We start from the raw sequence: 13,147 nt of genomic DNA on the forward strand, positions 1-13,147 counted from the left end.
CATGCGTTTACAAATCACACGTATTTTAGAAACTAAGGATAATCGTGAGGGCACATTGAGAGATATGGCAAGCTTCTTAGCGGCTGATCAAAATCACCGGGTCTTTTATTTAGTTCCCGAACATATGAAGTTTGATATGGAGAAAATTATTCTTGATAATATCCAAACTTATAAAAGTAAGCCTGCTAGTGATAACGGGGTTGCTATGATGCGCTTACAGGTCTTTTCTTTTAAACGACTGGCCTGGTATTTTTTAGAACAAAACCAAGAGCCCATTCAATCAGGATTAGATGATATTGGCCTAATGATGCTGATCAAGCAAATCTTAAATGACTTGCAGGAAGATTTACTTATCTTTCGCCGCGAAAGTGGCTATATTGGGTTTCAAGAACAATTAACCCAATTGTTTAAGGAATTTGACCAGGGGAATATCAGTAGTCATCGTTTAATTGAAATCTACCGTACAGTAGAGGCAGAGGCGGATGGCCAAGATCCCCTATTAGACAACCAATTAGACAAATTAAGAGAACTTATTCTTATCTACCAAAGCTTTGAAAGCAAGTTATCCGATCAAATTCTTACTGAACAGGCTCTTTACAAACAATTAAAGCATTACCTGACGACGACCGATTTATCACAGGTCAGAGTGGTTGTTGATGGCTTCTATCGCTTTACTGCTAATGAATTTGATATCCTTGGCGACTTATTGGCAGCTTGCGACCAGGTAGAAGTGATATTAACCCTTGATAGTCAGAAGACGCTGAAGAGTGAGTTTCAAGGGCAAGATTTATTTAGTTTGAGTCGGCAAAGCTATAATAAGTTAGTCCAATTAGCCAAAGCTATCGATTGTCCCCTGATGCTTGATCGTGTGGGTAAGATTAATGAACAGTTTGATCCAGGCTTTTACTTACTTGACCAGACCTTAGTCAAGGACTGGTCGAATGACAAGGCAGCCTACGCTACTATTTCCAAAGAAGAGCAAGATCAAGTTAAAAATCTGATCCAAGTGTGGTCCTGTCAAACCCCCTATATTGAAGCAGAACAGGTGGCTAACCAAATTTATCATTTAGTCAGTTGTCAAGCTTATCGTTATCAGGATATTCAAATTTTGACTAGGGACTTTGACCAGGTAAGAGAACAGCTTTTGCCTTATTTAAAGATGAATAATATTCCCTATTTCCTTGACGATAGTGAATCCATGGCAGACCATCCCTTATTCTTATTCATCGATGCGCTTATTCGTATTTACCGCTATGATTGGCGTTATGAGGATATCTTTAATCTGTTACGGACGGAATTGTTATTGCCCTTGCATGATTCTGATGACCCTTGGTCTGAAGTTGAAAGTTTCCGTCGAGAAGTCGATCTCACAGAAAACGTGGTGCTACAAAATGGCTATGAGGGTAAACAATGGTGGCAAAAGGGGGTCACTTGGTCATATTTAAGGGTGGATGATTACGGGCAAGTGGTTGCTAGTGAATCAGATCAAGAAACTCAGGAAATTGCTAATCAAGTCAAAGCTTTTCTAGCAGAAGCCTTAGATGGCCTTTTTACAGCTTTTGACCAAGCAAGTAATAACCATGACGCTTTGCTGGCTCTCTATCAATTTTTAGTCCACTATCAGATTCCTGAACAATTAATGCTTTGGGCCCAAAATAATGCCCTAAATAACCGTTTAGATGAGGGACGACACCACGAACAAGCTTGGCAAGCCTTTATCAAAGTGCTTGATCAATATGACCGCTTATTTAAAGACCAAAGCTTTAAGATTCAAGATTTTCAAGAAGTTTTGGCCAGTGCCTTTAACCAGACAAAATATAATATGGTTCCCCCAACCTTGGATTCAGTAACAATTCGAGGAATTGACAGTCAACGTTCAGAACATAAAAAGGTAACCTTTGTTATGGCCTTGACCAAGTCTAATTTACCTAAGGCTTATCAAAACCATAGTCTACTGACTGATGAAGATCGGGAGGTTTTAAATCATTATTTTACCCCCAATGAAGGCTTGAACTTAAGTAGCCAAGTCAAGACAAATAATGAAAAATTTATTGCCTATAAACTCTTTTTATCTGCTAGTGAACGTTTATATTTATCTTTTCCCTATAATCAACTAGGAGATAAGGCCACAGATATCTCTCCTTATTTAACATATTTAATTGATCGCTTTGACCTCGAAGTTTGGGATAAAAAATCACTAGCCTTGCCAGTGTCTGAGAAAGACTCTCTAGTTTTTGGCAACTGGCGTAGTCAATTGCATTATTTGATCCAAGTTTATCAAGGCAATAAAAGTAAGCACTCGGCGATTTCAGATCGATGGGAAGTACTCAAAGATGCACTGAGCCAAGAGACTAAGAGTCGGGACTATAGCTTCAGAGCACTTCAAGGACTAAACCACCAAAATAAAGTGGTCAATTTAAGTTCAGAGGAAGCAAAGGCCCTATATGGATCTCAACTGGCGGTATCCGTCTCAAGCTTAGAATTGTATAATAAGGATCCTTTTTCTTACTTTTTACAGTACGGTTTAAAGTTAAGAGAGCGACCCATCTTTAAAATTGATGAGCGCCTGACAGGAAGTTATTTCCACCGGGTACTGCAAGAATATTATGACCTAAAGAAACAGTCGGATGACTCCTTTGATGAACTATTTTCTCATGCGCTCAATACCACGTTAAAGGATCCAGCCTATGATATTTTTTCGGCCAACCAGTTCTATAATTACCAATTAAAACAATTAAACTTTAACCTTAATCGTTTTATCAAACAATTTGATATAAAAATGAATAAGACCAAGTGGCATAACTATGCTAATGAAGCAAGTTTTGGGATGAAGGCGGATCAATCCTATTCCTTTAATCTTTCTGACCAGACTAGGGTTCACCTGCGGGGAATTATCGACCGCATTGATACTTTTAATTGGCAGTTTAAGGGGCAAGATTACTTAGTTAGTCAAATCACTGATTATAAATCAGGGGCAAGGGCAATCAATCTTGGCGATATATTCCAAGGGACTAATATCCAGCTATATACTTATTTATTAGTCTGTTTGGAAAAATTTCAAGCCCAGTATCCCGATAAAAAGATCATTCCCTTTGGAGCCTTTTATCAAAAAGTGACTGCTCCATTGAAAAAGGTTGAAAACCAAAGCGAATATTCTGAGATGATGGCGAAAAATGCTAGCGGCACGGTTGATTTAAGTCAAGAATTAAAAAGTAATGAATATTTCCTAGCTAGCCAGCAACTACTCGAGGACATTATGAAAGCGGGCTATGATGGGGAAGACTTGTATGCTTATGGACTGAAAAAAGACGGAGATTTTGATAAGAATAGGTCACGAAAAATATTGACTTTAAAAGAATTCCAAGCCCTATTAGACTATATAAAAGAAATTATTTATAACAGTTCAGAAAATATCATGAGTGGTGATATTCAATTGCGTCCCCTGGAAGATGAAAAATACCTTCCCTCGACAACAGCCTATAAAAGTATTGCCCAATTTGATTTAACCGAGCCAGGCAAACACTATCGAGACAGATTAAAGCTCTCTAAGGAAGCCTTTTTCCAAATGATCGCAAATGAATTCAATGAGACAAGTGAGGAGGAAGAATAAGGGTGGAAATACCAATTAAACCGCAAAATGCAACTTATACGGACCAACAATGGTCTGCTATTCATTTAAACCAGCATAATTTATTACTTTCGGCCTCAGCTGGCTCAGGAAAAACCCGGGTATTGGTTGAGAGAATTATAAATCAAGTGAAAAATGGGCGTAAGCTATCAGAACTCTTAGTGGTTACTTTTACAGAATTAGCAGCTAAGGAAATGAAAGAACGTATTGAGAAAAGCTTAAAAGATGAAATTAATCGGGAGCTGGATAGTCAAAAAAGATTTCACCTCCAAAGGGAAGTTCAGGCCTTGCCCCAAGCGAATATCTCGACCATTGATGCCTTTTGTCGGCAAGTGATCAATCGCTACTATTATTTAATTGATCTGGACCCCAAATTTCGCCTAGTGACCGATGAGACGGAATGGTTACTCTTTTATGAAAAAGTTTGGAAAAAGTTAAAAGAAGACCTTTTAGACCGTGAAAGTGATATTTATGGCGATTATCATGATGAATTTGTGATCCTCAGCAATAATTATTCAGATGGCCGTCAAGCTAGTGATGATAAGCTTAGCCAGTTAATTTTTGCTTTGTATAATAAGGCACGGTCTCACGCCAACCCCAAGGGCTGGCTCCAAGAAGCTTTAAAGTATTATCAAGCTGACAAAACATACTCTCAAAGCAATTTTTACCGTCAGGAGCTGGTCCCTTATTTATCCCAGCTACTGGAAAATCGCTATATCAAAGCCTTTACTGACTATGAAGAAAGCATTCCCAGTCAAGGTCTAGCAGGAGATGAAAAAGGCGAAGGCATTCAGAAATTAATTGCCGGCATCCAAGAGCAAAAGCAGTTTTTTATCCATTTAAAAGACCTGCTAGAAAACAAGGACTATCAAGCAGCCTATGAGTATTTTAATGACCGCCCCAAATTCGCCTTCATTAACTACAAGGTTAAGGCCAAGTCTCCAGCTATGGATCAAAAAAAGGCCCTAAGATCTGCTTATAGTCAACTGCTAAAAGACTTGCAATTAAATGCTAAAATCAACCAGACTGACCTCTATAAATTTTTAGCCTTTGATGAAGAGACCACAAATAAAATGCTTGAAGAGAGCTATGACTTAGCTACAGCCATTGTTCATCTTTGTCAGTTATTCATTGACCGCATGCAAGCAAAAATGCTTGAAGAAAAGCAGCTGGATTTTCAAGCCATTGAATTATATACCTATCAAATTCTAAGTCCGACTGATCCTGACAAGAATGAAGCCCTGCTTTATTATCAGTCCCGCTTTAAAGAAGTCATGGTCGATGAGTATCAAGACGTCAACGGCCTGCAAGAGGCGATCATTCAAGCGGTTAGTCAAGAAGGTCGGTCCCATAATCGCTTCATGGTAGGGGATGTGAAGCAAAGTATCTATCGCTTCCGCTATGCCGACCCTAAATTATTTATGGACAAGTACCAGCGCTATGCTAACTTTGACGAGCAAACGCCGCCATTTGAGAAGCCTTCTTATCGAATCAATCTAGCGGAAAATTTCCGTAGTCGCCCTGAGATATTAAGCTTTGTCAACTTTGTCTTTTCTCAATTAATGGACGAAAAAATCGGTGGAGTCGACTATCTTTCTGAAGGACAGTTAAGTGTAGGAGCCACTTGGTACCCAGACCTAGAAGGCTATGAAACGGAAGTCTTTTTAGTGGAAGAAAATGAGGATTACCGTCAAAGCTTAGATAGCAATCAAGAACTGTCTCGAACCGAACTCCAAGCAGAAGTGATTGCCCAAAAAATAACTTCACTCCTGCAAAAGGGCTTTAAGGTTTATGATAAGGATGCAAGTAGTGAAGATAAGATGCGCCTGCTACGCTATAGTGATATTGTTATTTTGGGGAGTAATCGTACTTTTTATCAAGATTTAGAAAATATTTTCAGTCAATACGATATCCCGATTATGCAAGATAAAAAGCAAAATTATTTTCAACGAACTGAAATTATGACTATGGTGGAGCTGTTGAAGTTAATTGATAACCCTTATCAAGATATTCCTTTGGCAGCAGTATTACGGTCACCAATTATCGGCTTGACTGAACCAGAAATGGCTCAGATACGCATGGCTGAGCGGGAGGGGGGTTATTTTGATGCGGTCCAATCTTATATTGAATCTCACCAAAATGAAAAGGATAATGACCTGCTCGATAAACTCCAACAACTGCTCGATTGGCTCCGGTCCTGGCGCACTTTCACCAAAGAGCACTCGATCGCCCAATTAATTTGGCAAATCTACCAAGATACAGGCTATTTAGACTATGTGAGTGGGATGAATAATGGTTTACAACGTGAAAGCAACTTACACGGCTTATATAAAAGGGCCTATGATTTTGAGGAAAACCAATTTAGGGGTCTTTTTCAATTTATCCGTTTTATTGAAAAAATGCAAGAACGTGAGAAAGACTTAGAAAGTCCCCAAACCATCGATCTCAATCAAAATGCAGTCCAATTAATGACCGTCCATGCTAGCAAGGGACTAGAATTTCCGGTTGTTTTTTACTTTAATATGGCTAAAGGTTTTAATGTCGACGATTTAAAGAATGAACTTTTGCTTAATGACCAAATAGGTATTGGGGTTAAAGTCAGAGACCGTTTTAATGGCATCAGCTATAGCAACCCGATTCGTTTATTGGCTGAACACTACGAGCGTCTTGAACTTAGTGCAGAGGAACAACGTAAGTTATATGTGGCCCTAACCCGGGCTGAGCAAAAACTTTATCTAGTAGGCGCGACAGAAGACCGAGATAAAACTTTTGATCAATGGATTAAATGGGCCGACTTGAGTCAAAAAAATCAGGTTATCGATGAGAGTCTACGCGCTATTTCTAATCAAAGCGATAATATCCAAAAATGGATCGGAACTGCAATTGCCCGCCATCCGGATTTTAGAAATAAAAGTCATTATGACCAGGCGCCTCAATCCAGCTATCAAAGCGTGACTACGGATTTTCATATCCAGGTGATCAATGAGGAAGAACTCTTAAACCACACAGCCTTTCAAAATATTCAACTTGCGCCTGAAAAGGCAAGCGTTAAGACGGAGAATCTTCAAACAGAAATCATATCATCGCCCTTGGATTATGACTATCCCTATCAGGCAGCTAGTCAGACGAGTAGTTATCAGTCAGTGTCGGAATTAAAGCGGCTGTTTGAGGAACCAGAAGATGGCCGTCAAATGCAGTGGCGCTATTCAAATAGTCAGAGTGAGGCAGTGCAAGGTCTGCGATTTACTCCGAGTCACTATCCCGCCCCAGAATTTATTCAGAGTCAAACCACGCATAGTCCCAGTGAGCATGGCTCAGCCATTCATTTACTCCTACAAGCGATTGACTTAAAGGCTATGCCAAGTTTCGATTCACTAGCTGCAAGCTATAAGGACTTAGTTGATAAGGGTCTACTCGAAGAAAGCAGTTTAAGTGAAGCGGATCTACAGCAGCTATTAGCTTTCTTTGAAACGACTATGGGTAAAAGAATTATTCACCCTAAGAGCCAAGTTTACCGGGAACAGCCTTTTTCCTATTTACTGCCTTATCGCCAACTAAAGTCTTCTACTGGGCTAGCCCTCAATGATAAGGTTCTCATTCACGGAATTATTGATGGATTCCTCATCGATGAAAATGACCAGGTATGGCTGTTTGACTATAAAACCGACCATATTGGCTATTTACCCGTTAAAGAGCAAAGGCAAGTCCTGTTGAAACGCTATCGGGTCCAAATGTCACTTTATAAAAAAGCTTTAACTTCAATTTTAGAACGACCGGTAGATTATGCGGTCTTAATAGCCCTTGATTCTTTAGAGACTTTCCCGGTGGAATAAAAATTAAATAAATCTTGCTTTAGAGGGGATAAACATGCTATAATAACTTTTGTTGAAAAGAGCATGTTTGTTCTGCGGGTGTAGTTTAGTGGTAAAACTGCAGCTTCCCAAGCTGTCGTCGCGAGTTCGATTCTCGTCACCCGCTTTATATTGACTATTAAAGTGAGACTAGCTTGTCTCACTTTTTATTTGGTGCGCCTGGCATGGGCGACAACTCGGTGGTGAAAGTCCACTACAGGCCTTTGCAGTAGGAACTGTTAGCCAATGACAAGGGTGTCCACCGTGAGGTGGAATCTGAAGGAAGTTGGAGGCAAATACTTGCACTGACGTACAGAAACTTCATAAAGAAAGGCTGTCAAAAGATGGATGAGCTTGCCAGACAAAGTGAAGTCCAATACTGCACGAATCTGAGACAGTAGATGAAGCAGTGACATGAGTAGAAAGTTGTCGTTCTTACCCAGGGAGATCTCACAGACGGCGCAGGAGTCCCCTTATAAGAAGCCGGTCGAAAAAGGTTTACTGTGAGAAGTCAGCCGAAGTCATAGTAGTTTCCAGAGGAAACGAAGGACTGAACAATATCCATGTTTATTTAGATGGGAGGTAGCTCAATTATGGGAAAAGCAGAAAAGTTGCGGAAGCAACGCAGCCTACAGAGGAATAAGGTGGAACCTGAAAAGTATGTAGATGTGCTTAGTGGTAGAGCTATTGAATATATGAAAAGACATGATGGGTCTCTAATGAGTCTCGTTGTCAGAGAAGAAAACCTCATGCGAGCAGCTCAATTAGTTCGTAAGAACAAAGGAGCAGCTGGTATTGATGGTGTTTCCGCAGAAGCTGCGGAAGCTGAAGTAAGAAAGTATCTTAGACCCTTACAACAGAAATTGATGAATGCAACATATAAACCTCAACCGGTCAAGCGGGTAGAAATTCCCAAAGCCAATGGAGGAGTTCGTCGATTAGGTATTCCTGTGGTCAGGGATCGCATTGTTCAACAAGCCATTCGACAAGTGATTGAACCAATCATAGATCCTCAACTATCACCTTATAGTCATGGCTTTCGTAAAGGCAAGAGTGCACATAGTGCACTGAAACAATGTGTCGACTATTACGAAACAGGCTATAAAGTTGTGGTTGATTGCGATCTAAAGAATTGTTTCGATAATTTTAATCAAGATAAAATGATTCATTACTTGGAACAAATGGTAAAAGATCCAGCGATATCACGTATTCTTAGACGTTTTATGAGTGCAGGTGTTATTGATATGTCTGGTCAATTTATTGACAGTCATACGGGTACCCCTCAAGGGGGTGTTATTTCACCGCTTCTATGTAATGTTTATTTAAATGAATTGGATAGAGAATTAGAACGTCGTGGACATCGTTTTGTACGTTACGCAGATGACTTTGCGATTTTCGTCAAATCTAAGCGAGCAGGAGAACGTGTGCTAAAAAGTATTACTACTTACATTGAAAAAGATCTTCGATTAACCGTTAACCATGAGAAAAGTCAAGTGGGTTCGCCAACCCGTTTAAAATTCTTGGGTTGCCTTATCAAGCCTACCCGAAAGGGTTGTCGTTTTCGTCCGACGAATGAAGCGAAGAAGAAATTCAAAGCAAAGTTAAAACGTCTGACAAGTCGAAAGCGACCAGGTACCTTTAAAACCATTGTAAAAGAGATCAACCAAGTCACACAAGGTTGGATCAACTATTTTGGAGTAGGCTATATTAAAACCTATATTGAAGAGATAGAACAATGGTTAAACCATCGCCTAAGGCAACTCATTTTGAAGCGATGGAAAAACTGTCGAACGAAGATTATACGCCTCATGCGGTTGGGATTGGATAGTGAAAGCGCGAAGCGTATTGCTTTCTCACGCAAGAAGTATTGGCGTCTATCCAAGACACCGGAGGTGCACTACGCTCTGACAACAAAAAGACTCCGTCAGTGGGGATTAAAATCATTAACCCTCCTGGCGGAGTCTGCCTATTTAAGATATTGAACCGCCGTATACGGAACCGTACGTACGGTGGTGTGAGAGGTCCTCTGTCCGACTAACGGACAGAGTCCTACTCGATTATTTAAAAGGAGAGATAATGTGAAATACTATGCGGTAAAAAAAGGGCGGAAAACTGGAATTTTCACTGATTGGCCATCTTGTAAAAAAGCCATCGATAAGTACCCCAATGCCGTCTATAAATCCTTTAGTAGTCAAGCAGAGGCGGAAAACTTTTTAAGTGATCAAGGTAGTCAATCTGTCAAGGTCGATTCCAATGACCAAGTTCTAGCTTATGTTGATGGCAGTTTCATGACTGCCAATAATCGTTATGGTTTTGGTGGCATTCTCATTTATCAAGGCGAAGAATATACCTTTTTTGGTGGCGGAGATGATCCTGAATTAGTCAAAATGCGCAATGTCGCTGGGGAAATGATGGCCAGTATGCGGGCTGTAAAGGCGGCAATTAAATTAGAAGCTAAAGCAGTCCTTATTCATTTTGATTATCAAGGAATTGAAAAATGGGTCAATGGTGATTGGCAAGCCAAAAATGACTTTACTCAGGCATATCGCCAATTCATGTTAGATAAAGAAAAAGAAATTAAGATTCATTTTGTTAAGGTCAAGGCCCACTCAAACGATCATTATAACGATATTGCTGATCAGCTTGCTAAGAAGGGTGCACTTAACTAAAATAGGTTAAAGGAGTTCTATCATGTTTTTTTATCTCTTAAGCATTATCTTAGTGATTATTGATCAAATGATAAAAGCGTGGACGGTGAATCATATCGCCTTAAATGAAACGATCCCTTTTATTCCTAATCTTTTATCCTTACATTATTTACAAAATCGTGGGGCAGCCTGGGGAATGCTTGCTGGTCATATGTGGCTATTTATTCCCATTACTTTACTCGTTAGTGGCCTAATCATTTATTATTACCACCATGACAATGTCCGCCATCCCTTATATGTGGCTAGTTTATCCTTATTGCTTGCAGGGGCTGTAGGAAATTTTATTGACCGTGTTCGCTTGGGCTATGTCGTGGATATGTTTAAACTAGAGTTTATAGATTTTCCCGTTTTTAATTTTGCAGATACTTGTTTAAGTTTGGGAGTAATTTTCTTTATCATTTACTTATTATTCTTTGAATCAAAAGAGGAGTGATTTCATGCTTGAGAAAAGCTATGAATATCATGATGATCAGAGTCTGCGTTTGGATCGTTATTTGAGTCAGCGTTTAGATAGTTATAGTCGTAGTGAGATCGCCCAATGGATTAAAACGGGTCAAGTGAAAGTGAATAAGCAAATAGTTAAGCCCAGTTACCGTTTAAACCCTATGGATAAGATCTCCTTAGCGGTTGAGGAAGAAGAGAAACTTCCTATAGTGGGAGAGTCAATCGATCTAGACATCGTTTATGAAGATGAAGATTTGTTAGTGGTTAACAAAGCCAAAGGAATGGTCGTTCATCCCTCCAAGGGTCACTTAAGCGGAACCTTGGTCAACGCCTTATTAGACTATGCCCAAAAAAATCATTTTACATTGAGTGACTTAGGCGATTATTATCGGCCAGGAATTGTTCATCGGCTGGATAAAGATACCAGTGGTCTAATGGTAGTCGCAAAATCAGACCAAGCTTATCAAGCTTTGCTGGAAGACTTGGCTAATCATCAAGTGGATAGAAAATACCTGGCTCTTATTTATGGTCATTTACCGGATAAGCAGGGGACGATTGATATCCCCTTGCGCCGTCATCCTAAAGACCGGATGCGCTATGTGGGCGATCCATTAGGTAAAGAAGCAGTGACCTATTTCAAGCAAATCGCTCAAGTGGAAAATTATGCCTTGCTGCGCTTAAGCTTGGAAACTGGTCGTACCCACCAGATCAGGGCCCACCTAGCTTACCTAGAGCATCCTGTTGTCGATGACCCACTCTACGCCAAAGCCTATCAGCAGCGATTTTTTAGTCAGCAGGGACAATGTCTCCATGCCTATGAACTATCATTCAATCATCCGATCACTAAAGAAAAACTTCGCTTTCAGGTTAAGCCGCCTAAGAACTTTATGACCATATTAGATAAGGTCTTACCCAACTATGATTTACACTTGGAGGAGTAAAAGCCTCGGAGCTTATCATTTTCTTAAACTTGGCAAGTCAGATAATTTTTAGTACAATTAAAAAGATGTTTATATAGAGGGGGGAAATCATTCATGTCAAATTTCGCTTGGATTATTATTATCATTATTACTTTGATTATCGGTATGATCTTAGGTTTCTTTATTGCTCGTCGTTATATGATGAACTATTTCCAAGATAACCCACCAATTTCAGCTGATATGATTCGGACTATGATGGCACAAATGGGGCAAAAACCATCCGAAAAACGTGTCCAACAAATTATTAATTCTATGAAAAAAACGAAAAAATAAACTTTAGGAGGTTGGAGGAATTCCAGCCTCTATTTGTTTTATGCTTTTTTAAAAGGCTAGCTTAGCTGATGCTTGAAAATCCTAGCGAGGTGACAAAAATGTGGTTTTATAACTTTATGGCTTACTTGGTTAAAGGCTTAATTCGAATTGTCAATGGAAAACCAGAACTTTCCTATCATGAGGACTATGATCCTGACCAACAATATTTAATTGTTGCTCCCCACCGTAGTATACTTGATCCGGTCATTATCGGCATCCATACCTTACCTAAACCGGTTCATTTCTTAGCCAAACAGGAGCTATTTTCATCTGCCTTGGTGAATTGGTGCTTAGACCACTTGGGCGTTATGCCAGTCGATCGAGAAAATCCTAGCATGGCTTCCTTAAAATCGGCAGTAACAGAACTCAAAAAAGGTGAAGATAACGTTGGACTTTTTCCTACTGGATCCCGTTATTCGACAGAAATTAAGGATGGGGCAGCTGTATTAGCAAAAATGGGCAAAGTTAATATTTTACCTGTTGCCTACCAAGGACCGATTCATATTTCTGGACTCTTTTCAAGAAAGAGACAAAATCGGGTAAAGTTCAGAGTGGGAAAACCCATCTATTTGCCTGCTGGTAAGAAATTATCAAAAGAAGAACTCAAGGAAATCGACCAGCAAATTGGGCAGGCTTTTCAAGAAATCGATCGGGAAATTGATCCTAATTATCATTATGACCTTGAAAAAGCTATTCGAGAGCGAGATCGTAAATAAAAAATCCTATTGTGGCTAGGTTAGCGTTGTGCCTAGGTAAAATTTAAAAGCGAGAGAATAATTTTTCTTTGTCAAATAGTATTAATGAAAATTTTTATAGTTAAAGTCATAGCTCAAAAAGTTATGGCTTTTTTATTAAGATTATTAATATAGATTATCTTTAAACATATTTATATCACCTAGGTAAGAAATGATTTGAAGAAAAGAATTGATTCACTAAAAACTATTGTTTAAACGCGTTAAAAATTAATCCAGTCAGTCAGTTTTCATATTTTATTTTGTAGAGCTCCAAATGATAGCATTAAACCACTCTATTGGAATAGCAATGGGTTTGGTCCTTTATAAACAATTTAAAAAGGGAAAATTGTAATGGCCTAAGTCTCAGAAATTTAAAGCAGATTTCAAAGCGACAGTGGTAATGTTACTCGGTTGCTTACCATTTCTCGATTTTTGATACGCTTAAGTATAGAGAATCACTGTTTATTTGACTTACTCATCTTTATGCACC

Annotated in this window: 8 protein-coding genes and 1 tRNA gene; all 9 read left to right on the forward strand. The window is 39.3% G+C overall.

Annotated elements, in window-relative coordinates; all coding sequences use genetic code 11:
* Window position 1: 1 nt before the first annotated feature.
* Entirely contained in the window at window positions 2-3,610 is a 3,609-nt protein-coding gene (locus DBT50_RS04490) for a PD-(D/E)XK nuclease family protein (protein ID WP_111853491.1), read from the forward strand.
* 2 nt (window positions 3,611-3,612) lie between these two features.
* Window positions 3,613-7,461 (forward strand): helicase-exonuclease AddAB subunit AddA, encoded by a 3,849-nt coding sequence (addA, locus tag DBT50_RS04495; protein WP_181566151.1) that lies wholly within the window; start codon window positions 3,613-3,615, stop codon window positions 7,459-7,461.
* 74 nt (window positions 7,462-7,535) lie between these two features.
* A tRNA-Gly gene (locus tag DBT50_RS04500) sits at window positions 7,536-7,606 on the forward strand.
* A gap of 466 nt (window positions 7,607-8,072) precedes the next feature.
* The gene (ltrA, locus tag DBT50_RS04505; RefSeq protein WP_224785078.1) at window positions 8,073-9,461 is read left to right on the forward strand and encodes a group II intron reverse transcriptase/maturase; all 1,389 of its coding nucleotides are present in this window, start codon (window positions 8,073-8,075) and stop codon (window positions 9,459-9,461) included.
* Between the two features lie 96 nt (window positions 9,462-9,557).
* Entirely contained in the window at window positions 9,558-10,148 is a 591-nt protein-coding gene (locus tag DBT50_RS04510; RefSeq protein WP_111853180.1) for a ribonuclease H1 domain-containing protein, read from the forward strand.
* A gap of 22 nt (window positions 10,149-10,170) precedes the next feature.
* On the forward strand, window positions 10,171-10,620 hold the full coding sequence (gene lspA / locus DBT50_RS04515; protein ID WP_111853181.1) for a signal peptidase II: 450 nt from the start codon (window positions 10,171-10,173) through the stop codon (window positions 10,618-10,620).
* 4 nt (window positions 10,621-10,624) lie between these two features.
* Window positions 10,625-11,572 carry an RluA family pseudouridine synthase gene (locus DBT50_RS04520; protein WP_111853182.1) on the forward strand — a complete coding sequence of 316 codons (948 nt, stop codon included), beginning with the start codon at window positions 10,625-10,627 and terminating at the stop codon, window positions 11,570-11,572.
* A 93-nt stretch (window positions 11,573-11,665) separates the two neighbouring features.
* Window positions 11,666-11,884: a YneF family protein gene (locus DBT50_RS04525; RefSeq protein ID WP_013669734.1), complete on the forward strand. Its 219-nt coding sequence runs from the start codon at window positions 11,666-11,668 to the stop codon at window positions 11,882-11,884.
* A gap of 98 nt (window positions 11,885-11,982) precedes the next feature.
* A complete protein-coding gene (locus DBT50_RS04530) occupies window positions 11,983-12,639 on the forward strand; it encodes a lysophospholipid acyltransferase family protein (RefSeq protein ID WP_111853183.1) in 657 nt (218 codons plus the stop codon).
* Window positions 12,640-13,147: the final 508 nt, after the last annotated feature.

The organism is Aerococcus tenax (genome assembly GCF_003286645.3).
GTDB lineage: Bacteria > Bacillota > Bacilli > Lactobacillales > Aerococcaceae > Aerococcus > Aerococcus tenax.

Coding starts and splice junctions, on each gene's coding strand:
- DBT50_RS04490 (WP_111853491.1), top strand. CDS start 2: ATGCGTTTACAAATCACACGTATTTTAGAAACTAAGGATAATCGTGAG.
- ltrA (WP_224785078.1), top strand. CDS start 8,073: ATGGGAAAAGCAGAAAAGTTGCGGAAGCAACGCAGCCTACAGAGGAAT.
- lspA (WP_111853181.1), top strand. CDS start 10,171: ATGTTTTTTTATCTCTTAAGCATTATCTTAGTGATTATTGATCAAATG.
- DBT50_RS04520 (WP_111853182.1), top strand. CDS start 10,625: ATGCTTGAGAAAAGCTATGAATATCATGATGATCAGAGTCTGCGTTTG.
- DBT50_RS04525 (WP_013669734.1), top strand. CDS start 11,666: ATGTCAAATTTCGCTTGGATTATTATTATCATTATTACTTTGATTATC.
- DBT50_RS04530 (WP_111853183.1), top strand. CDS start 11,983: ATGTGGTTTTATAACTTTATGGCTTACTTGGTTAAAGGCTTAATTCGA.